This window comes from Enterobacter sp. BNK-14 (assembly GCF_047456095.1).
Classification (GTDB): Bacteria; Pseudomonadota; Gammaproteobacteria; order Enterobacterales; family Enterobacteriaceae; genus Enterobacter; species Enterobacter kobei.
This window is the reverse complement of record NZ_CP179897.1, coordinates 1,284,772-1,306,698: the sequence shown is the minus strand read 5'-3', so window position 1 is coordinate 1,306,698 and position 21,927 is coordinate 1,284,772. Positions and strand designations below refer to the sequence as shown.

Below are 21,927 nucleotides of genomic sequence, written 5' to 3'. Positions count from 1 at the left end.
AGCGCTGAATAGTGCAGGTTAGCGATGATGTGTTACTATAAATGTAAATAAATTGTGAAGTAAATTTTGCTTCCGGGGAACGAACGTGAATACATTACAACTCTCCATTGTCCATCGCTTGCCCCAGAGCTATCGCTGGTCGGCGGGTTTTGCAGGTTCGAAAGTTGAACCGATTCCGCAAAACGGCGCGGGCAGTGACAATTGCCTCGTGGCGCTCAAACTGTTGAGCCCAAGCGACGAAAATGCGTGGCGGGTGATGGAGCGTCTCAGTCAGGCCCTGACGGATATCGAAGTGGACAGCTCCGTACTGGAGTGCGAAGGCGAGCCGTGCCTGTTTGTTAAAAGCCAGGATGAATTTGCCGCCACCTGCCGTCTGAAAAACTTTGGTGTTGCGATTGCTGAGCCTTTTTCCGGCCAGTACCCGTTCTGAGCGCTAGTCTGCTGCCAGCAGCTGGCGCGTGTAGCTCTGCGTTGGCGCAGTAAATACGCGCTGGCATTCCCCCTGTTCGACCACCTCACCCTGTCGCAAAACAATCACCTGATGGCATAGCGCCCGCACCACCTGCAGATCGTGGCTGATGAAGATATAGGCCAGCCGATGCTTTTCCTGTAGTCCTTTCAGCAATGCCAGAATCTGCGCCTGGACGGTTCTGTCCAAAGAGGAGGTGGGTTCATCCAGAATAATCAGCTCCGGTTTCAGGATCAGCGCACGGGCGATGGCGATACGCTGGCGCTGCCCGCCGGAAAATTCCGCAGGATAACGGTGACGGGTATCGGGATCTAAGCCCACTTCGGCCATCGCCTGTATGACCTCCTGCTCACGCTGCTGCGCGTTCAGGCCGGGCTGGTGAACGCGCAAACCCTCTTCGACAATCTGCAATACGCTGAGCCGCGGGTTAAGCGAGGAGTTGGGATCCTGAAACACCACCTGCATACGCGGGCGCACCGGCAGCATCTGGCGGCGGTTCCAGCGGTGCAGCGGCATGTCGTCAAAAAGGATCTCGCCCTGAGAGGCAATTAAGCGCAGCAGTGCCAGACCGGTGGTGCTTTTACCCGAACCGGATTCGCCCACCAGCCCCAGGGATTCACCGGGACGCAGCGAGAAGCGGATATTTTTCAGGACCGGGTTTGGGTCGACGATACGCCGCAGAATGCCTTTGCGTATCGGGAAGGAGACGGACAAATCCTCAACGCGCAGCAGCGGAGTGCTGTCCGCCGTGAGCGGAACCGGGTCGCCGGAAGGTTCGCTGTTGAGCAGACGTTGCGTATAAGGGTGCTGTGGCGCGCTCAGCAGCGTGGATGCGCTATTCTGTTCAACGCATCGGCCGTTTTGCATGACCGCGACGCTGTCCGCCAGCTTTTTCACAATACTCAGGTTGTGCGTGATAAAAAGCAGGCTCATGTTCAGCTCGTCGCGCAGCTCCCGCAGCAGCGTCAATATTTGCGCCTGCACCGTCACGTCCAGCGCCGTCGTCGGCTCGTCGGCAATTAACAGTTCGGGCCGGGTGAGCAGAGCCATGGCAATCATCACTCGCTGGCGTTCACCGCCGGAGAGCTGATGCGGAAAATCATTCAGCCGTTTGGCCGCATTGCGTATGCCCGTCCGTTCAAGACAATCCAGTATTTCCCCTCGCGCAGCCTCTTTGCGCATGCCCCGGTGCAGAGACAAGACTTCATAGAGCTGTTTCTCCAGGGTATGCAGGGGGTTGAGAGAGACCATGGGCTCCTGGAAGATCATGGCAATTTTATTGCCGCGAATACCGCGCAGGGTATGTTCGTCGGCATGAAGCAGTGAACTGCCGTGAAAAAGAATATCCCCCTGCGGATAGCTCGCCGGTGGTGAAGGCAGCAGCCGCAGGATAGAGAGCGCTGAAACACTCTTACCTGAACCGGATTCCCCCACCAGGGCCAGCGTTTCACCGCGCTGGATCTGCAGCGACAAATCGGTGACCACGGTGCGCGTCTCACCCTGTTTCGAGAAAGCAATCGACAGGTTATCAATACTGAGAAGAGGCTGGGTCATCTTATACCGCCTTATTGGGGTCAAAGGCATCGCGCACGGCTTCGCCAATAAAAATCAGCAGCGAAAGCAGCACGGCCACGGAAAGAAAGGCGGTGATGCCTAACCACGGTGCCTGAAGGTTATTCTTGCCCTGCAGCAGCAGTTCGCCGAGCGACGGTGAGCCCAACGGCAGGCCAAAGCCCAGAAAATCCAGCGAGGTGAGGGTGGTAATGGAGCTGCACAGAATAAACGGCAGGAAGGTGAGCGTGGCCACGACGGCATTAGGCAGCATATGGCGGAAGATGATCCCCCGGTCGCTCACCCCAAGCGCCTGCGCGGCGCGAATATAGTCGAAATTACGGGTGCGCAGGAACTCCGCCCGCACGACACCTACCAGCGCCATCCAGCCGAACAGAACGGTGATGCCGAGCAGCCACCAGAAGTTCGGCTGTACCACGCTGGACAGCAGGATGATCAAAAATAGCGTTGGCATACCGGACCAGACTTCGATGATACGCTGGCCCCACAGGTCAATTTTCCCGCCGTAGTAGCCCTGAACGGCACCCGCCACCACGCCCATCACGCTGGAGAAGAGTGTCAGCATCAGCCCAAAGAGAATTGAAATCCGTGTGCCATAGAGAATGCGTGCCAGCACATCGCCACCGTTAGCGTCCGTCCCCAGCCAGTTTTGCGTCGAGGGCGGGGAAGGGAAGGGGGTCGTGGTGGCAAAGTTTATGCTGTTCGCACCAAAACGCACCGGCGCCCAGAGGGCCCAGCCGTGCTGCTCAATCTGCTGGCGCAGCCACGGATCCTGATACTCCGCCGGTGTTGCAAACGGGCCACCAAAGTCGCTTTCGCTGTAGTTAGCCAGCACCGGCACATACCAGCGGTCGTTAAAATGCACCAGCAGCGGTTTGTCGTTGGCGATAAGCTCCGAACACATGCTCAGGACAAACAGGACGGCAAAAATCCACAGCGACCAGTAGCCGCGACGGTTGTGGCGAAAACGGGCCCAGCGGGCCTGGTTGACGGGGCTTAAACGCGGCATCAGCGGCCCTCAAAATCAATTCGGGGATCGACCAGCGTATAGCTGATATCGCTGACGATATTCAGCAGCAGGCCAATCAGGGTGAAAATATAGAGTGTGCCAAACATCACCGGATAATCACGCGACACGGTGGCCTCATAGCCCAGCAGCCCCAGACCGTTGAGCGAGAACATCACCTCTATCAACAGTGAGCCGGTAAAAAACATACTGATGAACGTGGCGGGAAATCCGGCAATCACCAGCAGCATGGCGTTGCGGAAGACGTGTTTCCACATAATCTGCTTCTCGCTGACCCCTTTGGCGCGGGCCGTGACAACATACTGCTTGCGGATTTCATCGAGAAACGCGTTTTTGGTCAGCATGGTCAGAGCGGCAAACCCACCGATCACCGTGGCCAGAACCGGCAGCGTGATATGCCAGAGATAGTCGGTGATTTTCTGATACCACGGCAGCGTGCTGAAATCGGCGGAGACTAAACCTCGTAGCGGGAAGATGTCGAAATAGCTGCCCCCGGCAAAGAAGACGATCAGCAGGACGGCAAACAGGAACGCCGGGATGGCATAGCCGATGATGATGAAGGTGCTGCTCCAGATATCGAAGCGGCTGCCGTTGTAAACCGCTTTACGGATCCCGAGCGGGATAGAGACCAGGTAGATAATCAGCGTTCCCCACAGCCCCAGCGTGACCGAAACCGGCAGGCTTTGCTTTATCAACGTTAACACTGACGCACTGCGAAACAGGCTATCGCCAAAATCAAAGCGGATATAATCCCAGAGCATCTTGAAATAGCGCTCGTGAATCGGCTTATCGAAGCCGTAGCGGTGGGTGATCTCGGCGATCACCTCAGGATCAAGCCCGCGCCCGCCGCGATAGTGGCTTTCACTGATATTCCCCACGCCGGTACGCGCATGGCTCGCGCCCATGCCTTCTCCGCCGCCGCCGGGCATGCCGCCGTTGTTACCAAACTCAATAGCAGCAATCGCCTGATCCACCGGGCCGCCGGGGGCGATTTGCACGATAAAAAAGTTAATGGTGATGATGGCCCACAGCGTGGGAATGACCAGCAGCAGACGGCGAATCAGATAGGCACCCATGATGATTCCTTATCGCCGCTCAGCGGGCAGTCTGGCGGCTTTATTAACGTCATACCACCAGGTGTCAAAGCCCAGCGAGTAGACAGGGCGCACGGCAGGTACGGAGAATTTATCCCAGCGAGCCAGGCGGTCTTCGCCCATATACCACATGGGCAGCATGTAGTAGTTCCAGGTTAAGACCCTGTCGAGGGCACGGCCGAGCGGCAGGAGTTTTTCTTTATCGCCCTGCGCCGCCACAATTTTCGCAATCAGCGCATCAATCGCCGGGCTTTTTACGCCTGGCGCATTGTATGAGGAGTCGATGTAGCTGGAAGCCCAGGAAATTTGCAGGTCCGAGCTCGGCCACGGCTGAGCCGGCCACAGACGCTGCATCATGTCGTAATCACGGTTGCGCATGCGGTTGGTGATCTGCGCGTTATCGACCTGGCGAATGTTCATGGTAATCCCCAGTCGCTCCAGGTTGTGCTTAAACGGCAGTACCCACTGATCGTTGCCCCCGGATGAGAGCAGCAGCTCAAAGCTGAGAGGCTTACCCGTTTTGGCATCCACGCGCTTTTGATTTTTAAGGTGCCAGCCCGCCTCATCCAGCAGCTTGCTGGCCTTAAGCAGGTTGTCGCGGTCGTAGCCGTCACCGTTTGAGGCCGGGGGCTGAAAGACCGTGGTAAACACCTCCGGCGGCACTTCCGCCTTCAGCGGGGCCAGCAGAACCAGTTCGTCGGCTTTCGGATAATCACGCGCGGCATATTCCGTATTCTGGAAATAGCTGTTCGCACGGCTGTAAGCCCCGTAAAACAGCGCTTTGTTCATCCATTCAAAATCAAAGGCCAGGGAAATCGCTTCCCGAACGCGGCGGTCAGCGAATACCGGACGCTGAATATTAAACGCCAGCCAGCGCGTGTCCTGGGCGGATTCGTTTTTATGCTCGTCTTTGACGATATAGCCTTTCGCGAAATTCTTGCCGATATAACGGGTCGCCCAGTTTTTCGCGCTGCTCTCCACGCGTAAATCGAAGGCGCCCGCTTTGAACGCTTCAAATGCGACATTATCGTCAAGGTAGTAATCATAGCGAAGGATGTCGAAATTCCAGCGCCCACGGTTTACCGGCAGGTTTGCCGCCCAGTAATCTTTCACCCGGGAATAGACCACGTACTGCCCCATGCGCCAGTCGGTGATGCGGTAGGGGCCGCCGGCCAGCGGCGGCGTGGAGAGCGGGTCGCTGAGCTTATGCTTTTTCCAGAACGATTCAGGCATAACCGGCAGCGAAAACAGGCTGAGCATATTCTCTTTATTCGGCTCGCTCAGCTCGATGCGCACGGTCAGGGGGGCAATGGCGCGCACCGTTGCGCCTTTATACACAATGCGGAACTGGGGTACGCCTTCGGTCATAAATTTATGAAACGTAAAGGCCACGTCGCTGGCCTTAACCGGCGAGCCATCGTGAAAACGGGCCCGGGGGTTGAGCGAAATTTCGGCCCAGGCGAAGTTATCCGCATAGCGGACATTATCAGCAATCAGCGGATAGTAGCTGCCGGGTTCATCATCGGAGGTCACAAAAAGCGTATCGTAAAGGGATTCCGTTCGCGCCGCGGCGACGCCACGCAGGGCGAAGCGGTTAAAGTTGTCAAATGTTCCCGTGGCGGAGAGCGTGACCTTTCCGCCTTTGGGGGCGGCAGGATTGACGTAATCGAAGTGCGTAAAATTGACCGCGTACTTTGGCTCGCCAATCACGGCGAACGCGATGTTTTCTTTGATGGTTTGCGCCTGGCTCGACAGGCTTGCTAATACCAACAAAAGCAACATGAAGCGCATAAACATCTCGCGGCGGCTCCCTTTTTTACAGACCGGCTCAGTTAAGCTGAATAATAAGTGACGTCACAGGCAATGTGAAATTATTCGGCCTGAGACGACACCTTATTTTGCCAGGTGCGGAACTGTTCCAGCGGCATAGGACGGCTAATCCAGTACCCCTGCAGGAAGTGGACGCCATGCTCACGCAGCCAGGCAGCCTGTTCCGGCGTTTCCACCCCTTCCGCAACGGTTAACATATTCAGCTTTCTTGCCAGCGTCAGCACAGCATCCAGCACCGGAGAGGTGACGGTTTCGGTGCCAATTGCGTTGACAAACCCACGGTCGATTTTCAGGTAGTCCATGGTGAAATGTTCAAGGTAGATCAGCGCACTGTGGCCGGTACCGAAATCATCAATGGCGATTTCGAATCCTTCGTTATGTAGCCATTCGAAGAGGCTGCTGGCTTCCCGATGGTTAAGCATGTCGCGCTCGGTGATCTCCAGCACGATCTGGAAGTAATCTGGCGGCAGTAAGCTTTTGAAGGTGCGCATATCATCTTTGAAGCTTTCCGCATGCAGATGCCCCGGCGCGATATTGATCCCCAGTTTTGCGCCCGGCGGCAGCACGGTTTGTAACACCGGCGCATCGCGAATGATGAGGTCAAACAGATGCAGCGTCAGCGGGACAATCAGTTTTTGCGCTTCGGCAAAATTGATAAAGGCGTCCGGTGGGATCTCACCCATGGTCGGGTGTTTCCAGCGCATCAGCACTTCAACGCCCCGCATCTGAAGTGCATCCGTATCCACCACTGGCTGATAAACCACATAAAACTGACCGCGCTTGATGGCGCTCAGAATTTCTTTGCCCGGGTTGAGACGCAGGGTGAGGATGTAGAAGTTAAGCGACCCTGCCGCAATCCCGCATAACAGTCCGAAGAACAGGGCGAAGAGGATCTCGTCGCTCGTCCACTCCCTGGCGTACAGTTTGATGGTCAGAGGGACCTCTGTGAGCGTCGCGGTGCGCGCAGGCGTTTGATGTAAATCACGCGCCCTGACGAGGGTGCTTGAGGCGGTGGATAATGCATTGTCGCCGATGATAATCGCGATGCCGGCAAACTCTTCCTGGCGCGCGGTATAAAGCAGGTACGGCGTCAGGTTGAGATTCACCGAGGTGAATACGCCGCCGTCCTTCACTAACGGATTACGATACCAGATGGCAATGGCGGGTCTGTTGGGCAGCATGGGCGTGCCGGGCAGCAGTGCGATATCAATCTGCTTGTTGATGTGCAGTTCGGGTATCAGCTCCTCCATCGGCGTATTCATCGGCCCTGTGGCTGACGAGCAGAACGCCATTTTGTTTCTGACCAGCAGAAAGGCGCGCACGTTGATGCTGAAGGCCGCGCGCGAGGTAAGCTCCGCGTTAACGTCCTGGCAATTATTCAGCGTGAGCGGCTGGAGTACGTCGATCGAGGTTTTCAGCTCCTCGAAATAGTTCTCCATGTAGATGCTCACATCCTTAATTAGCGTATCGAATCGGATTTCCCGCTTATGGTAGCTCCAGAAAAATTGCAATGAGCCCAGTAGGATAGCCGCGATCAGGCCGGTAATAATGCTGAAGAACAGTATCTTGCGATGACTGGCGAAGTAGCGGGTGAGCATAAACGTCGTGATTCCTGAATTGCCGCTGATTATATTCAGTGTAACGGGCAAAAAAAAGCACCGCCTAAGCAGTGCTTTTTTTTATTATATCGCCAGCCAAGGGATAACCAGCGATACAATCATGATATTAACTGCGTGTCAGTACGCGGCGCGCTTCGTTGTAGCGCTTCTTCCAGTACGGTTCGTTCATGCTGGAGATGGTGACGCCGCTGCTGGTGGAGGCATGTACAAACTGGTCATTACCAATGTAGATGCCAACGTGTCGACCTGTTGAACCAGCACGGAACAGAACTAAGTCACCGGTGCGCAGCTTGGTGCGGGAAATTGACTTGCCCATCTCCTGCTGTTCGTAGGTCGAACGCGGAAGATCTAATCCAAATTGCTCACGGAACGTACGTTGTACAAAACTGGAACAGTCAATACCTTTTTTAGTATTGCCGCCAAGACGATAACGCACGCCTTTCCAGTCAGCATACTGGTCCATAATACGGGACTTCACGTCCAGATTACGTACCATATTTTCAAATTCATCCTGAGAAGCTTGCAGTGAAGAGGAATCTTCCGTTCCCACAACACGCGTCTCAGGATGCATATTCTTTGCGGTGTTCGATGTACTACATGCAGATAACAGTACCGCGACTGCTATCGCCGGGATCCCCCGTAAGATATATCTCAGAAACGGTTGAGATTTGACCATTTTGTTTATTTTCCCTTGAAGTCCTTAACGACAAATATCGTTATAAAAATGCCAAACGTGACGAGACTAATTATCTGTACACAATGAGACAATTGTTTCTGATGACATTTGTGGCACAGCGCACAAAATTATTAACCATCGAAATAATTATCCCTATGGGGCAAAACGAGTTCGAGATTAACCGATTGCCTGGGGTATTGCGAGTAAAAAAACCGTTTTTTTTATAAGAAATTGTGATACAGAAAGTAAAAATGGGCAATTGCTCAAAATAGCGTCAGATCCGCAGCGTTATCGCGCAATTGCTTCATTTTTATCATGAATACGATGACGAGAATATGACAGCGTGAAAGGATCGGGGGACGTGATCTATCAGGGATCGCAATGATCCCTGACGGTTAACGTTAAAAAACGGTAGTTATTTGTTTAATACTTGTTGCTTTCTGCGCGGGAGATAGCGATCAAAAACGGCAATCAGGCGATCGCTCAAGGGGGTCATCAGCACCCACGGCAGACCAATCAGCACTGCTGAAAGAGAACCCACGACAATATCCGTCAGCCAGTGAGCGCCAATCATCACGCGCGGGAAGGCAAATATCACCACAATAAGCAGGGCAATAGTGAATGCCTTCTTGCCGAAATAGCGCAGCATGAAACCCGAAAAAATAAGCAGCATCATGCCGTGATCGCCCGGAAAACTGTCTTTCGACGCATCTTTCGTTGGAATATGCAGCAATTCGCTGACGCGGTAAATATTCGGGAAAGAGAGCGACGGGCTGGCGCGTTTTACCGGCATCAGATGTTGCGCCAGCTGATTAATAACCACCGCAGCCAGAAGCATCACCAGACCGATGATCAGGATACGGCGACGCCCTGTGCCATCCTCTTTGAGCCAGAAAGAGAGCATCAGACCACCCATCGCCAGCAAGGAAATGCCGTCGAAGGCGCGGTTGTTGGTGATTGCCACCAGCCACAGGAACGCATCGCTCTTCACCAGCGCCTGGTTGAAGAAATGAAACAGGCCTGAATCCAGCGGGAACCAGAAACCGTGATTCGCCGGGATATACCAGGAGAAAAAGAGCGCCAGACCGGCGACATTAAGCAGTAATATCAGGGGAAATCGAGTTGTCATAACGTTCAGCATAGAGTGAAAACTGGGGCAACGTTAGCCGCCTGAACTTAAACGAAGCTTCAACAGGCTGGACTGCAGGGCATTCCAGTCGGCGTTAACCGCACTAATTAACTCTATTCGGCTATCCGGCGGCGCGACGTTTTGCGTTTCGATAAAGAAATCCTCGCCCTGACGGTTGATCCGCACCAGCCCGTCTGGCGTGCGCATAATGCCTTTTACGCGATCAACCGGCGCAAGTCTGGCCCACTCAAGGATGCCTATGGTGTCGAAAACCGTATCGGCATCGAAAATCCATCCGCAGGCCTGATATCCCTGGCCGCTGTTCAGATTACGTCGCCAGCGCTGGTGCTCTGGCAGGCTAAGCGCCGCCAGTCCCTGTTTAACGGGATGGTGATGAGCATGCTCTGCGCTGGCCGGGAGTTCCGCCAGATTCTGGCGAGGCAGGTCGAGCAGGGCGCTATCGATTTTTCCCTGGGTGGTCTGCACGCGGGTACGATTGCCGCCGAAATGTTGCCACCACGCCTCCAGCGCGGCCTGGCTTTCCGCCGTGGCGCGATCTTCTTTATTAGCGACAATAACGTCCGCCGAGGCGAGCTGATCGCGGAAGTTCTCATTGGCCACCGCTTTTTCATCAAGCAGCAGACGCGGGTCGAGCAGGCACAGGGTGGCGCGCAGATCGATCCACGGCTCGTAGACCGGTGCGGTCAGCAAATCGAGGATCTGCTTCGGATGGCCCAGACCGGTAGGCTCAATCAGCAGGCGGTCCGGTTTACCCTGACGCAGCAGCGTATTGAGCCCGACCTGCATCGGCAGGCCATTGACGCAGCACATGCACCCGCCGGGGATCTCTTTAATCATTGCGCCACTCTCTGACAGCAGCGCACCATCAATGCCCACTTCGCCAAATTCATTGACCAGTACGGCCCATTTTTCTGCCGGATCTTTATTCGCCAGCAGATGGAGAATTGAGGTGGTTTTACCGCTGCCGAGAAAACCGGTGATGAGGTTCGTTTTGGTCACATGCACTCCAGTCGAGAATTGTGATGCTATAACACTATTCTCTTATCCTGGCGAAAAACGTACCCAATGAGAAGGGGAAGGGCGAACGGAGGCGACGTCCGTTCGCGTTAAGCGCAATAATCGTTAAATATTTAACGTTTCTATAACAGCCTGACGGGCGCCGCGGCGGGTGATGCGCGCGTATGCCTCGCTTACCGCCTCAACAAATACGCTATTCTGGGGGAGATCGTGGCCAAAGACTTCGCTCAGCCCCAGCAGCGCGTTAACGCGGTCAGCGTCGCGGCTGGCCCCGACAATCGCGCGAATTTTATCGCTGAGGGGATCGCGAACATCAATCGCGTTGCCGCGTTCGTCGGTACCGCTGACGTACCGTATCCAGCCGGCAACGCCCAGTGCCAGAAGAGGCCAGTCGGTATTTCGCTCAAGGTGGATGCGGATGCCATCCAGCATCCGTTGCGGCAGTTTCTGGCTACCGTCCATCGCAATCTGCCAGGTCCGGTGTTGCAGCGCCGGGTTGGCGAAGCGCGCAATCAGGCTGTCGGCATAGGCGGTCAGGTCCACATCTTTTATACGCAGCGTAGGCGCCTGCTCCTCCAGCATTAACCGCCGGGCGGCTTCACGGAAGGCGGCATCCTCCATACATTCATTAATATGCGCGTACCCGGCGAGGTATCCCAGATACGCCAGGAAAGAGTGGCTGCCGTTGAGCATGCGTAATTTCATCTGTTCCCACGGCAGAACGTCCTGCACCATCTGGACACCTGCCACTTCCCACTCCGGACGCCCGGCAACAAAATTATCTTCCACCACCCACTGAATAAACGGCTCGCAGCTGATGGCACACGGATCGTCGACGCCGAGCGCATCGGCGATTTCTGCAAGCGAGGCCTCCGTCGCCGCGGGAACAATTCTGTCGACCATCGTGCCCGGAAAACTCACGTGGCCTTCGATCCACTCCGCCAGGGCCGGGGAACGTTTCTGCGCCATGCCAAGCACGGCATTTTTCACCACGTGGCCATTGTCAGGAATATTGTCACAGGAAAGCACGGTAAACGCTGGCAAACCTCGCTCGCGGCGGCGATGTAGCGCCTCGACCAGGATCCCAGGCGCAGAATGCGGTTCGGCGGGGTTGTCCAGGTCGTGCTGGATCCGCGCGTTTTGTCGATCCAGCTTACCGGTCGCGGGATCGATGCAGTAGCCTTTCTCAGTGATGGTGAGCGATACAATCGCCACCTGGGGCTCACAAAATTTCTCAATAATGGCGGACAGCGAGTCAAGCTTTGCATTCAGGCATTCATGAACGGCGCCGACAATGATTGGCTGATTTCCTTCAGCACCTTTCTCCAGCACGGTAAACAGATGATCCTGCCCGCGCAGCTGGCCCATCAGCACATCGCCGCTAAAGAGGCTAATCTCACAAATCCCCCAGTCGCCGCCTTTTTCATTCAGCACCCGGTTTGTTAACAGCGCCTGGTGCGCGCGGTGAAATGCGCCAAAGCCAAAATGGACGATCCGGGAGCGTAATTGCTTGCGATCGTAGCGAGGTTGCTGAACATGGGCAGGAAGCGAGGTGGAGGCAATTGTCTTCATGAAATACACACCTGATTAACCATTAATTAACAATGCCAGTGTAAAGTTATATGACAGCAAATAAAATTGGTGAGCCGTAAATATCCCCGTTCTGTGAGTTAGATCAATCAACGTGTGGCGGTATGTTGACCCTGTACGCTAAACATGTATGGTAGTCGTCATTGCAGTAACACATATTGGTATAACAACTTTAGAGGGTGAGGCAATGGAACAAACCTGGCGTTGGTACGGGCCGAACGATCCGGTTTCTCTTGATGATGTGCGTCAGGCTGGCGCAACGGGTGTCGTGACGGCGCTGCATCACATTCCTAACGGCCAGGTCTGGCCGGTTGAGGAAATTCAACAGCGCCAGGCGCTGCTGGCGGAGAAGGGATTAACCTGGTCTGTCGTGGAGAGCATTCCGGTCCACGAAGATATCAAAACCCATTCCGGGGATTACCAGACCTGGATTGCGAACTACCAGCAGAGCATTCGCAACCTGGCGGCCTGCGGCATTGATACGGTTTGCTATAACTTCATGCCTATTCTGGACTGGACGCGGACCGATCTGGAATACCCGATGCCGGACGGCTCAAAAGCGCTGCGTTTCGACCAGATTGCCTTTGCTGCATTTGAGCTGCACATCCTGAAACGCCCTGGCGCCGACGCGGATTACACCGCTGAAGAGCAGCAGCAGGCGCTTCAATGGTTTAATGACGCGAGTGCAGCGGATATTGAAAAGCTGACCCGCAACATCATTGCGGGCCTGCCGGGCGCAGAAGAGGGATACACGCTGGACCAGTTCCGCGCGCGTCTGGCGGAATACGGCGATATTGATAAGAACCAGCTGCGTGAAAACATGGCTTATTTCCTGCGCGCTATCGTACCGGTTGCGGAAGAAGTCGGCGTGCGTCTGGCCGTGCATCCGGACGATCCACCGCGTCCTATCCTCGGTCTGCCGCGCATCGTTTCCACTATCGAAGATATGCAGTGGCTGAAAGAGACGGTCAACAGCATCTATAACGGCTTTACCATGTGTACGGGTTCCTACGGTGTTCGCGCGGATAACGACCTGGTGCAGATGATTGAAGCCTTTGGCGATCGCATTCACTTCACGCATTTGCGCGCAACCTGCCGGGAGGATAATCCTAAGACCTTCCACGAGGCCGCGCACCTGGGCGGAGACGTCAATATGGTCGCGGTGGTCGATGCCATCCTGGCAGAAGAGGCGCGTCGTAAGCAGGCTGGCGATGTCCGTCCTATTCCGTTCCGCCCGGACCACGGGCACCAGATGCTGGACGATCTGCGCAAGAAAACCAACCCTGGCTATTCGGCGATAGGCCGACTGAAAGGGATGGCGGAAGTGCGCGGCGTTGAGCTGGCGCTGAAGATGACGAAATACCCGGAGCTTCTTTAAGTTCTGTTGCCCGGTGGCGCTACGCTTACCGGGCCTACAAAAAAACCGGCCTGAGAGCCGGTTTTTGTGTTTTTGTAGGTCGGGTAAGGCGAAGCCGCCACCCGACAAACGCCGCTATCAGTCAGCGCGACCCATATAGCGTTTTTCTTCGATATGGATGCGGATTTTCTCGCCTGCGGAGAGGTATTCCGGCACCTGCACAACCAGACCGGTGGTCAGAGTGGCAGGTTTGTTGCGGGCACTTGCGGATGCGCCCTTGATGCCAGGTGCCGTCTCAACGATTTCCAGATCGACGGTCTGAGGCAGTTCCAGCGCCAGCAGCACGCCATCCCAGGTCAGAACCTGCATGTCAGGCATACCGCCTTCAGGGATGAACAGCAGCTCTTCTTCAATCTGATCTTTGGTGAAGATATACGGGGTGTAATCTTCTTTATCCATGAACACGTACTCGTTGCCGTCGACGTAAGAGAAATCAACATAGCGACGGGTCAGGGTCACGGTATCGACAATATCGTCACCTTTAAAGCGCTCTTCCACTTTCAGGCCGGTACGCACATCGGCAAAACGCATTTTGTACAGCGTGGCAGCACCACGGGCGCTGGGAGCCTGAATGTCGATGTCTTTCACAATCAGCAGTTTGCCGTTGTAATTCAGTACCATACCTTTCTTAATTTCGTTCGCTCTTGGCATTGCAATAATCCTGTTTACGGGAGGTAAAAAATATCGCGCCAAATTACTCGTGCGCGGCCTTTCAGGCAAGCGGAATTCGTGGCTTTTGCTATCAACGCACAAAAGGTGTTACTGTGCGCCCGATGCCCGACTGCACGGGCTTCGTCACTGAGAGAGCATGTATGGATTGTCGTCCAGATTGCGGCGCGTGCTGTACCGCTCCGTCCATTTCAAGCCCGATACCCGGAATGCCGGAGGGCAAGCCCGCCAATACCCGCTGTGTTCAGCTCTCTGAATCCAACCTGTGTATGATCTTTGGTTCGCCCCTGCGCCCGAAGGTCTGCTCCGGGCTGCAGCCTGGGGTCGAGATGTGCGGCAGTTCGCGCGCGCAGGCGATGCTCTATCTGCTTGAGCTGGAAGCGCTCACCGCGCCTTAAACGTCTTTGATTCTCGCCAGACAGCCAATGGTCAGCGTACACATCACCAGCGCAATCCAGAACACCGTGTGGTAGTTCCAGATCTCAGCAACGACCCCGGCCATGGAGCCTGCTATAATCCAGCCCACGCGCGTGGTATTAGTATAAAGGGTGGTCGCTGAGCCTGCCTGGCCCGGCATCAGATCCTGGAAGTAGAGCATGCCAATCCCCGCCAGAATCCCGATATAGATGGCGTTCAGCAGCTGTAAAGCCAGCAGCAACTCCGGTGTATGGACCGTCAGCATACCAATGTAGAACAGCAGCCCGGCGACGGCCGCGATGCGCATCAAAAAACGTTTTCCGAAACGCTTCGCGTAATAGCCCGCTATCAGCATGGTCGGGATCTCCAGACCAGCAGCGGTGCCCATCATTATGCCGGCCAGTTTCTCCGGCAGATGCAGTTCATCAATAATAAACAGCGGCATGTTAATGATATACAGGCTGTTGGTGCCCCACATCAGCGTGCAGATAATAAACAGCAGCAGGGCATCGCGACGATTACGGCGCGGGGCCTCCAGAACGCCTGTTGCCACTTTGGGCTCTTTGCGCATTGACGGCAGGAAGCACCACACCATCGCACCGCACGCCACAAACGCGACCGCCGCGCTCAGGTACATCACCGTAAAGCCAAACCCCATCGCCAGCGCGTAAGCCAGCGGCGGGCCAATCACCCACGCCAGCGACACCTGAGCACGTAGGACCGAGCTGAACATCACCGCTTCACGCCCGGTATGGTCGGCATGCTCGCGGGCGAGGGCAAACAGCTGCGGGTTGGCGGTTGAGCCAAAGCTGCTCAGAAAAACCCCCACGAACAACAAAATGAAGTAGCTACGGTTCCAGGCAAACAAAACGCAGGCCAGGACGCCCATCAGGCAGCAGAAAACGATCAGGCTTTTACGATCGCCTTTTCGGTCGGAACGGCCCGCCAGGAACTGGCTTACCAGGATGCCGATAATGGCGCTCCCGGTAAAAAAGAAGCCAACCATCGCAGGACGGGCGTGAACCTCGTTGGTCAGGAATAAGCTCAGCGTTGGGGTTTGCAACGCGCCAGCAATGCCCGTGAAGAAGGCAACAATCAGGAACGCCGTTGACGTCAAATCGAAGGGCTTCGGCGAGGTGGCCGCAGGGGTGTTATGCATGTTTTATAATTAGCGAGTAACAGAGAGGGGCGGAGTTTACGCCGTTAGCTAAAAAATAAACAGTGGACGAGGTCAATGATGCCACGAAAAATCAAAATGGCATTTCAACTTCTCATCCTACTGGCTGAACTTAGCTGAAACTGATTTGCTGAACTTCAGCAAAATTCAGCTGAATGCGGAAGAAATGTGCTGCATCTCTAAATTCTGAGATCGGAAATACGACTTTTCTTGCAAGACATTGCAGAAAGCGCAAGACTTTTTGAAACGTTTCAGCGCTATCTTGTTTTAGCAAACGGAGCAGGCTAGCGTATTTTTTCTCATGTAAGCTGAAACGATTCACTTTCAGCAGGAGAGGAGAACCATGTTCCAGTTATCTGTTCAGGATATTCACCCAGGCGCTCAGGCCGGGGATAAAGAAGAGGCTATTCGTCAGGTCGCCGCTGCCCTTGTGCAGGCAGGCAACGTCGCGGACGGCTACGTAAACGGTATGCTGGCGCGCGAGCAGCAGACCTCCACCTTCCTCGGTAATGGGATTGCCATTCCGCACGGTACAACAGACACCCGCGACCAGGTGCTGAAAACCGGCGTGAAGGTTTATCAGTTCCCGCAGGGCGTACTCTGGGGCGAAGGTCAGGTAGCGTATGTGGCTATCGGCATTGCGGCCAGCAGCGACGAACATTTGGGTCTGCTGCGTCAGCTAACGCATGTCCTGAGTGATGACGCCGTGGCAGAACAGCTGAAGTCAGCGACAACCGCTGAAGAGCTGCGTGCCTTGCTGATGGGTGAAAAACAGAGTGAAGCGCTGAAACTGGATAATGACACGCTGACGCTGGATGTTGTGGCTTCGGATCTGGTCACGCTGCAGGCGCTGAATGCGGGTCGTCTTAAAGAAGCCGGGGCGGCTGATGCCACCTTTGTGACGCGCGTGATTAACGACAAACCGTTGAATCTTGGCCAGGGTATCTGGCTGAACGACAGTGCTGAAGGCAACCTGCGCAGTGCTATCGCGGTGAGCCGTGCAGCCACAGCGTTTGACGTTGAGGGGGAGCCTGCCGCCATGCTGGTCACCGTGGCGATGAACGATGAGCAGCCAGTGTCGGTGCTGAAGCGTCTGGGCGATCTGCTGCTGAATAATAAAGCTGAAAAATTGCTTAATGCGGATGCTGCCACCGTGCTGGCTCTGCTGACCAGTGATGATGCGCTGACGGATGACCTGCTGACCGCTGAGTTCGTGGTACGTAACGAACACGGCCTGCACGCCCGTCCAGGCACCATGCTGGTGAATACCATTAAACAATTCGAAAGTGAGATCACCGTGGCTAACCTTGATGGCACGGGCAAACCGGCCAACGGCCGTAGTCTGATGAAAGTGGTCGCGCTGGGCGTGAAGAAAGGTCACCGTCTGCGTTTCACCGCGCAGGGTGCTGATGCTGAACAGGCGCTGAAAGCGATTGGCGACGCCATCGCGGCAGGTCTGGGGGAGGGCGCATAATGAGCAGACGTGTTGCGACTATTACGCTGAACCCGGCATATGACCTGGTGGGGTTTTGCCCGGAGATTGAGCGCGGCGAAGTAAACCTCGTGCGTACCACTGGCCTGCATGCTGCGGGCAAAGGGATTAACGTCGCGAAAGTGCTCAAGGATCTCGGTATCGATGTCACCGTGGGTGGATTCCTCGGTAAAGATAACCAGGACGGTTTCCAGCAGCTGTTCAGCGAGCTGGGCATTGCTAACCGCTTCCAGGTCGTTCAGGGCCGTACCCGTATCAACGTCAAGCTGACGGAGAAAGACGGTGAAGTGACCGACCTGAACTTCTCTGGCTTCGAAGTCACCCCGTCAGACTGGGAGCGCTTTGTTAACGACTCCCTCACCTGGCTCGGTCAGTTCGACATGGTGTGCGTCAGCGGCAGCCTGCCGTCCGGCGTGAGCCCGGAAGCGTTTACCGACTGGATGACGCGCCTGCGTAGCCAGTGCCCATGCATTATTTTCGACAGCAGCCGTGACGCACTGGTTGCGGGTCTGAAAGCGTCTCCATGGCTGGTGAAGCCGAATCGCCGCGAACTGGAGATTTGGGCTGGCCGTAAGCTGCCAGAATTAAAAGATGTGATTGATGCAGCCCATGCGCTGCGTGAGCAGGGTATCGCTCACGTCGTGATCTCGCTGGGTGCAGAAGGCGCGTTGTGGGTTAACGCTTCTGGCGAATGGATTGCCAAACCGCCGTCAATGGAAGTTGTGAGTACCGTTGGCGCTGGGGATTCGATGGTTGGCGGCCTGATTTACGGCCTGCTGATGCGTGAATCCAGTGAACATACGTTACGTCTTGCCACCGCCGTTGCAGCCCTGGCCGTGAGCCAGAGCAATGTCGGTATTACCGATCGTACCCAGTTAGCCGCGATGATGGCGCGCGTTGACTTAAAACCTTTTAACTAACAGCAGGAGAGGAATAATGAAAACGCTGCTGATCATTGACTCCGGTCTCGGACAGGCTCGCGCCTATATGGCGAAGACCCTGCTGGGCGCGGCGGCACAAAAAGCACACCTGGACATCATTGATAACCCGGGTGATGCTGAACTGGCGATTGTTCTGGGTGATAAAATCCCTGCGGACAGTGCGCTGAACGGCAAAAAAGTGTGGCTGGGCGATATTAATCGCGCGGTGGCACATCCAGAACTGTTCCTGAGTGAAGCGAAAGGCCACGCGTCGGTTTACAGCGCACCTGTCGCGACAGCACCGACCGCGGCTGCAGCCACCGGGCCGAAACGCATTGTGGCGGTAACGGCGTGTCCAACTGGGGTAGCGCATACCTTTATGGCGGCTGAAGCCATTGAAACCGAAGCGAAAAAACGCGGCTGGTGGGTAAAAGTCGAAACCCGTGGCTCCGTGGGTGCCGGTAACGCCATCACCCCGGAAGAAGTGGCGGAATCCGATCTGGTGATTGTGGCGGCCGATATCGAAGTCGATCTGGCGAAGTTTGCCGGTAAGCCGATGTACCGCACCTCAACCGGCCTGGCGCTGAAAAAGACCGCTCAGGAATTTGATAAAGCGCTGGCGGAAGCCAAACCTTACCAGGCTACCGGTGCGGCTAAAACCGCCACCGAAGGGAAGAAAGAGTCTGCGGGGGCCTACCGTCACCTGCTGACGGGTGTGTCTTACATGCTGCCGATGGTGGTGGCGGGTGGTCTGTGTATCGCGCTGTCGTTTGCTTTTGGTATTACAGCATTTAAAGAAGAAGGTACGCTTGCGGCTGCGCTGATGCAGATCGGCGGGGGGTCAGCATTCGCGCTGATGGTGCCGGTTCTGGCAGGCTTTATCGCTTTCTCCATCGCTGACCGTCCTGGTCTGACGCCGGGTCTTATTGGCGGTATGCTGGCCGTCAGCACCGGTTCCGGCTTTATCGGTGGTATCATTGCCGGTTTCCTGGCCGGTTACGTCGCGAAGCTGATCAGCTCGAAGCTGAAGCTGCCGCAGAGTATGGAAGCGCTGAAACCGATTCTCATCATCCCGCTGATTTCCAGCCTGGTGGTGGGTCTGGCGATGATTTACCTCATCGGTAAACCGGTAGCGGGCATCCTGACGGGTCTGACCCACTGGCTGCAAACCATGGGTACGGCGAACGCGGTTCTGCTGGGCGCAATCCTCGGCGGTATGATGTGTACCGATATGGGCGGTCCGGTGAACAAAGCGGCATACGCGTTTGGCGTTGGCCTGCTGAGTACCCAGACCTACGCGCCGATGGCGGCGATCATGGCGGCCGGTATGGTGCCACCTCTGGCGCTCGGCCTGGCGACCATTATCGCCCGTCGTAAGTTCGACAAAGCGCAGCAGGAAGGCGGTAAAGCGGCGCTGGTGCTGGGTCTGTGCTTCATCACCGAAGGTGCAATCCCGTTCGCGGCGCGTGATCCAATGCGTGTGCTGCCATGCTGTATCGTGGGCGGTGCGGTGACGGGGGCCATCTCCATGGCGATTGGCGCGAAGCTGATGGCACCACATGGTGGTCTGTTCGTCCTGCTGATCCCTGGCGCTATCACCCCGGTACTGGGTTACCTGCTGGCAATCATTGCCGGTACGCTGGTGGCGGGTCTCTCTTACGCGGTGCTGAAACGTCCGGAAGCGGAAGGGGTTGCAAAAGCAGCGTAAGCGATAAGCAACAAAAAAGCCGGGTGCGAAGCAACCCGGCTTTTTTTATGCCGCCTGTTCAGCGGTCTGCTGTGCCTTGAGCCACGCGATCTCTTCCGCCCAGATATCCGGATTGATGGTTTCCAGCACCATGGGGATACCGTCGAAACGGGCATCCTGCATAATAAAGCGAAATGCATCGTGACCAATATTGCCTTCGCCCAGGCTGTGGTGGCGGTCAACCCGGCTACCAAAGGCGCTTTTCGCATCGTTGAGGTGCATACCGCGCAGGTACTTGAAGCCCACGATGCGCTCAAACTCATCGAACGTGTTTTTCGTTGCCTCGGTTGTACGCAGATCGTAACCAGCCGCAAACGCGTGACAGGTATCAATGCACACGCCCACGCGGGATTTATCTTCCACGCCGTCGATGATCGCCGCCAGATGTTCGAACTTAAAACCGAGATTGCTGCCCTGACCGGCGGTGTTTTCGATCACCGCGGTCACGCCGTTGGTTTTCTCCAGGGTGATGTTGATGGACTCAGCAATACGCGCCAGACAGGCGTCTTCGTCGATCTGCATCAGATGGCTACCCGGATGGAAGTTCAGCAGCGTCAGCCCCAGCTGTTCACAGCGCTGCACTTCATCAAGGAACGCCTCGCGGGATTTATCCAGCGCTTCCTGAACCGGATGACCGAGGTTAATCAGATAGCTGTCGTGGGGAAGGATCTGGCCCGGCCCGTAGTGGTATTTTTCACAGGCGGCTTTGAAATCATCAATCACGTCGGTGGTGAGCGGTGCGGCGCGCCACTGGCGCTGATTTTTGGTGAACAGGGCGAAAGCGGTTGCCTCGATTTCGGCGGCGCGAATGGCGGCGTTTGCAAGGCCACCTGCAGCGCTGACGTGCGCTCCAACATATTTCATAAAAAGACTCCTGTTAACCCGAAACGCTTATCATAACGGGTTAACAGGAGAACGACGAGAGGGTTTATGCCATCAGGCTGTGTACGGCGAGGTTAATCGCGCCGCCGCCCACAATCAGCCAGATAAAGAGCACCAGCGCCATCAGCAGCGGTTTTGCACCGGCTTTTTTCAGGGCGCTGACGTGCGTGGTCACACCCAGAGCCGCCATCGCCATGGCCAGCAGCACCGTATCCAGCGTCACCAGCATATCCACGACCGCTTTTGGCAGCAGGTGGAACGAGTTAAAGATAGCGACCACGATGAAAAGGATCGCAAACCACGGGATGGTGATTTTGCTTTTCTCGCTGCCACCTGCCGGAGCCAGCTGCTTAACCCGCGCGGCCAGGAAAATCAGGAACGGGGCCAGCATCATGACGCGCAGCATTTTGGCGATGACCGCGGCATTTTCCGCTTCCGGATTGATGGCGTGACCTGCTGCGACCACCTGTGCCACCTCGTGCATCGTCGAACCGATATAGATGCCGTAGGTTTCCGGGCTAAACCAGTGCGCCACCAGCGGATACATAGCCGGATAAAGGAAGATTGCCAGCGTACCGAAGATAACCACCGTCGCGACGGCCACCGTCACTTTACTGGCTTCAGCTTTAACGACCGGTTCCGTTGCCAGTACCGCTGCCGCACCGCAAATGCTGCTGCCTGCGCCAATTAACCAACTGGTCTGCTTGTCCAGGCCAAACACCTTCTGGCCGATAAAGCACGCCAGCATAAAGGTGCTCGAAAGGGTCAGGACATCAATGGCAATCCCGCTCACGCCGACATCCGCAATCTGCGAAAAGGTCAGGCGGAAACCGTAAAGAATAATGCCCAGACGTAATAAATGTTGTTTGGCGAAAATGACGCCCCCGTCGCAGGATTTCCAGATGTGCGGGTAGACGGTATTCCCGACCACCATGCCGAGCAAAATAGCCAGCGTTAAGGCACTAAACCCGGCACCGGCCACTGCCGGTATACTGCCGCCCCATAAGGCCACACCGGTGACGACGGCGCTGAGCGCGAGACCCGGCACGAAGTGCCACACTGTACGATGATGTTGTAAGGTGAGTTCTGACATAACCTTCTCCTTTGTCTGGCTAAAGGTTACGGCGATCTGGCTTAAAAATAAAATTGATTATATACTTAT

19 protein-coding genes are annotated in these 21,927 nt (G+C 55.7%); 6 read left to right on the top strand and 13 right to left on the bottom strand.

The window, feature by feature from the left end:
- Window positions 1-85: 85 nt before the first annotated feature.
- A complete protein-coding gene (locus ACMGGM_RS06310) occupies window positions 86-430 on the top strand; it encodes a YejG family protein (RefSeq protein WP_014884590.1) in 345 nt (114 codons plus the stop codon).
- Window positions 431-433: 3 nt separating this feature from the next.
- Here the strand turns inward: ACMGGM_RS06310 and yejF are convergent, their stop codons facing one another.
- The 9 genes from yejF to ACMGGM_RS06265 form a co-directional block, all read right to left on the bottom strand.
- The gene (gene yejF / locus ACMGGM_RS06305; RefSeq protein ID WP_047344819.1) at window positions 434-2,023 is read right to left on the bottom strand and encodes a microcin C ABC transporter ATP-binding protein YejF; all 1,590 of its coding nucleotides are present in this window, start codon (window positions 2,021-2,023) and stop codon (window positions 434-436) included.
- A gap of 1 nt (window position 2,024) precedes the next feature.
- Window positions 2,025-3,050: an ABC transporter permease gene (locus tag ACMGGM_RS06300; RefSeq protein WP_014884588.1), complete on the bottom strand. Its 1,026-nt coding sequence runs from the start codon at window positions 3,048-3,050 to the stop codon at window positions 2,025-2,027.
- Window positions 3,050-4,144: a microcin C ABC transporter permease YejB gene (locus tag ACMGGM_RS06295; RefSeq protein ID WP_032636009.1), complete on the bottom strand. Its 1,095-nt coding sequence runs from the start codon at window positions 4,142-4,144 to the stop codon at window positions 3,050-3,052. Before ACMGGM_RS06295 ends, ACMGGM_RS06300 begins: the two co-directional genes overlap by 1 nt.
- 9 nt (window positions 4,145-4,153) lie before the next feature.
- Entirely contained in the window at window positions 4,154-5,959 is a 1,806-nt protein-coding gene (locus ACMGGM_RS06290) for an extracellular solute-binding protein (protein ID WP_045281824.1), read from the bottom strand.
- A gap of 74 nt (window positions 5,960-6,033) precedes the next feature.
- The gene (locus ACMGGM_RS06285; protein WP_014884585.1) at window positions 6,034-7,590 is read right to left on the bottom strand and encodes a cyclic di-GMP phosphodiesterase; all 1,557 of its coding nucleotides are present in this window, start codon (window positions 7,588-7,590) and stop codon (window positions 6,034-6,036) included.
- 127 nt (window positions 7,591-7,717) lie between these two features.
- Window positions 7,718-8,287, bottom strand: a complete 570-nt coding sequence (gene mepS, locus ACMGGM_RS06280) for a bifunctional murein DD-endopeptidase/murein LD-carboxypeptidase (RefSeq protein ID WP_014884584.1) — start codon at window positions 8,285-8,287, stop codon at window positions 7,718-7,720.
- A 415-nt stretch (window positions 8,288-8,702) separates the two neighbouring features.
- Window positions 8,703-9,416 (bottom strand): phosphatase PAP2 family protein, encoded by a 714-nt coding sequence (locus ACMGGM_RS06275; protein ID WP_014884583.1) that lies wholly within the window; start codon window positions 9,414-9,416, stop codon window positions 8,703-8,705.
- 33 nt (window positions 9,417-9,449) lie between these two features.
- A complete protein-coding gene (locus ACMGGM_RS06270; protein WP_014884582.1) occupies window positions 9,450-10,436 on the bottom strand; it encodes a CobW family GTP-binding protein in 987 nt (328 codons plus the stop codon).
- Window positions 10,437-10,559: 123 nt separating this feature from the next.
- A complete protein-coding gene (locus tag ACMGGM_RS06265; protein WP_048997185.1) occupies window positions 10,560-12,026 on the bottom strand; it encodes a mannitol dehydrogenase family protein in 1,467 nt (488 codons plus the stop codon).
- A gap of 205 nt (window positions 12,027-12,231) precedes the next feature.
- Between ACMGGM_RS06265 and uxuA the strand changes: the two genes are divergently transcribed.
- Window positions 12,232-13,422, top strand: a complete 1,191-nt coding sequence (uxuA, locus tag ACMGGM_RS06260; protein WP_014884580.1) for a mannonate dehydratase — start codon at window positions 12,232-12,234, stop codon at window positions 13,420-13,422.
- A 117-nt stretch (window positions 13,423-13,539) separates the two neighbouring features.
- Here the strand turns inward: uxuA and yeiP are convergent, their stop codons facing one another.
- A complete protein-coding gene (gene yeiP, locus ACMGGM_RS06255; RefSeq protein ID WP_014884579.1) occupies window positions 13,540-14,112 on the bottom strand; it encodes an elongation factor P-like protein YeiP in 573 nt (190 codons plus the stop codon).
- 161 nt (window positions 14,113-14,273) lie between these two features.
- Between yeiP and ACMGGM_RS06250 the strand changes: the two genes are divergently transcribed.
- On the top strand, window positions 14,274-14,528 hold the full coding sequence (locus tag ACMGGM_RS06250) for a YkgJ family cysteine cluster protein (RefSeq protein ID WP_023330932.1): 255 nt from the start codon (window positions 14,274-14,276) through the stop codon (window positions 14,526-14,528).
- Here the strand turns inward: ACMGGM_RS06250 and setB are convergent.
- Window positions 14,525-15,706 carry a sugar efflux transporter SetB gene (setB, locus tag ACMGGM_RS06245; RefSeq protein ID WP_023337548.1) on the bottom strand — a complete coding sequence of 394 codons (1,182 nt, stop codon included), beginning with the start codon at window positions 15,704-15,706 and terminating at the stop codon, window positions 14,525-14,527. The two genes, ACMGGM_RS06250 and setB, sit on opposite strands and share 4 nt — an antisense overlap.
- Window positions 15,707-16,067: 361 nt before the next feature.
- Here setB and fruB point away from each other — a divergent pair, with 361 nt between their 5' ends.
- The 3 genes from fruB to fruA are packed head-to-tail and all read left to right on the top strand — an operon-like array spanning window position 16,068 to window position 19,844.
- Window positions 16,068-17,198, top strand: coding sequence for a fused PTS fructose transporter subunit IIA/HPr protein (gene fruB / locus ACMGGM_RS06240; protein WP_023330930.1), 1,131 nt, complete (start codon window positions 16,068-16,070; stop codon window positions 17,196-17,198).
- Entirely contained in the window at window positions 17,198-18,136 is a 939-nt protein-coding gene (gene fruK, locus ACMGGM_RS06235; protein ID WP_008500936.1) for a 1-phosphofructokinase, read from the top strand. Before fruB ends, fruK begins: the two co-directional genes overlap by 1 nt.
- A 16-nt stretch (window positions 18,137-18,152) precedes the next feature.
- Complete coding sequence (fruA, locus tag ACMGGM_RS06230) at window positions 18,153-19,844, top strand: PTS fructose transporter subunit IIBC (protein ID WP_063943721.1); 1,692 nt, start codon at window positions 18,153-18,155, stop codon at window positions 19,842-19,844.
- 45 nt (window positions 19,845-19,889) lie between these two features.
- Here fruA and nfo read toward each other — a convergent pair whose 3' ends face one another.
- Both nfo and ACMGGM_RS06220 read right to left on the bottom strand, forming a co-directional pair.
- Window positions 19,890-20,747, bottom strand: coding sequence for a deoxyribonuclease IV (gene nfo, locus ACMGGM_RS06225; protein WP_014884574.1), 858 nt, complete (start codon window positions 20,745-20,747; stop codon window positions 19,890-19,892).
- Window positions 20,748-20,811: 64 nt separating this feature from the next.
- Complete coding sequence (locus ACMGGM_RS06220) at window positions 20,812-21,858, bottom strand: YeiH family protein (protein WP_014884573.1); 1,047 nt, start codon at window positions 21,856-21,858, stop codon at window positions 20,812-20,814.
- Window positions 21,859-21,927 lie beyond the last annotated feature (69 nt).

What these genes read in the sequence shown, in the direction of transcription:
- yejF (WP_047344819.1), bottom strand. Translation starts at nt 2,023, where the DNA reads ATGACCCAGCCTCTTCTCAGTATTGATAACCTGTCGATTGCTTTCTCG.
- ACMGGM_RS06300 (WP_014884588.1), bottom strand. Translation starts at nt 3,050, where the DNA reads ATGCCGCGTTTAAGCCCCGTCAACCAGGCCCGCTGGGCCCGTTTTCGC.
- ACMGGM_RS06295 (WP_032636009.1), bottom strand. Translation starts at nt 4,144, where the DNA reads ATGGGTGCCTATCTGATTCGCCGTCTGCTGCTGGTCATTCCCACGCTG.
- ACMGGM_RS06290 (WP_045281824.1), bottom strand. Translation starts at nt 5,959, where the DNA reads ATGTTTATGCGCTTCATGTTGCTTTTGTTGGTATTAGCAAGCCTGTCG.
- ACMGGM_RS06285 (WP_014884585.1), bottom strand. Translation starts at nt 7,590, where the DNA reads ATGCTCACCCGCTACTTCGCCAGTCATCGCAAGATACTGTTCTTCAGC.
- mepS (WP_014884584.1), bottom strand. Translation starts at nt 8,287, where the DNA reads ATGGTCAAATCTCAACCGTTTCTGAGATATATCTTACGGGGGATCCCG.
- ACMGGM_RS06275 (WP_014884583.1), bottom strand. Translation starts at nt 9,416, where the DNA reads ATGACAACTCGATTTCCCCTGATATTACTGCTTAATGTCGCCGGTCTG.
- ACMGGM_RS06265 (WP_048997185.1), bottom strand. Translation starts at nt 12,026, where the DNA reads ATGAAGACAATTGCCTCCACCTCGCTTCCTGCCCATGTTCAGCAACCT.
- uxuA (WP_014884580.1), top strand. Translation starts at nt 12,232, where the DNA reads ATGGAACAAACCTGGCGTTGGTACGGGCCGAACGATCCGGTTTCTCTT.
- yeiP (WP_014884579.1), bottom strand. Translation starts at nt 14,112, where the DNA reads ATGCCAAGAGCGAACGAAATTAAGAAAGGTATGGTACTGAATTACAAC.
- ACMGGM_RS06250 (WP_023330932.1), top strand. Translation starts at nt 14,274, where the DNA reads ATGGATTGTCGTCCAGATTGCGGCGCGTGCTGTACCGCTCCGTCCATT.
- setB (WP_023337548.1), bottom strand. Translation starts at nt 15,706, where the DNA reads ATGCATAACACCCCTGCGGCCACCTCGCCGAAGCCCTTCGATTTGACG.
- fruB (WP_023330930.1), top strand. Translation starts at nt 16,068, where the DNA reads ATGTTCCAGTTATCTGTTCAGGATATTCACCCAGGCGCTCAGGCCGGG.
- fruK (WP_008500936.1), top strand. Translation starts at nt 17,198, where the DNA reads ATGAGCAGACGTGTTGCGACTATTACGCTGAACCCGGCATATGACCTG.
- fruA (WP_063943721.1), top strand. Translation starts at nt 18,153, where the DNA reads ATGAAAACGCTGCTGATCATTGACTCCGGTCTCGGACAGGCTCGCGCC.
- nfo (WP_014884574.1), bottom strand. Translation starts at nt 20,747, where the DNA reads ATGAAATATGTTGGAGCGCACGTCAGCGCTGCAGGTGGCCTTGCAAAC.
- ACMGGM_RS06220 (WP_014884573.1), bottom strand. Translation starts at nt 21,858, where the DNA reads ATGTCAGAACTCACCTTACAACATCATCGTACAGTGTGGCACTTCGTG.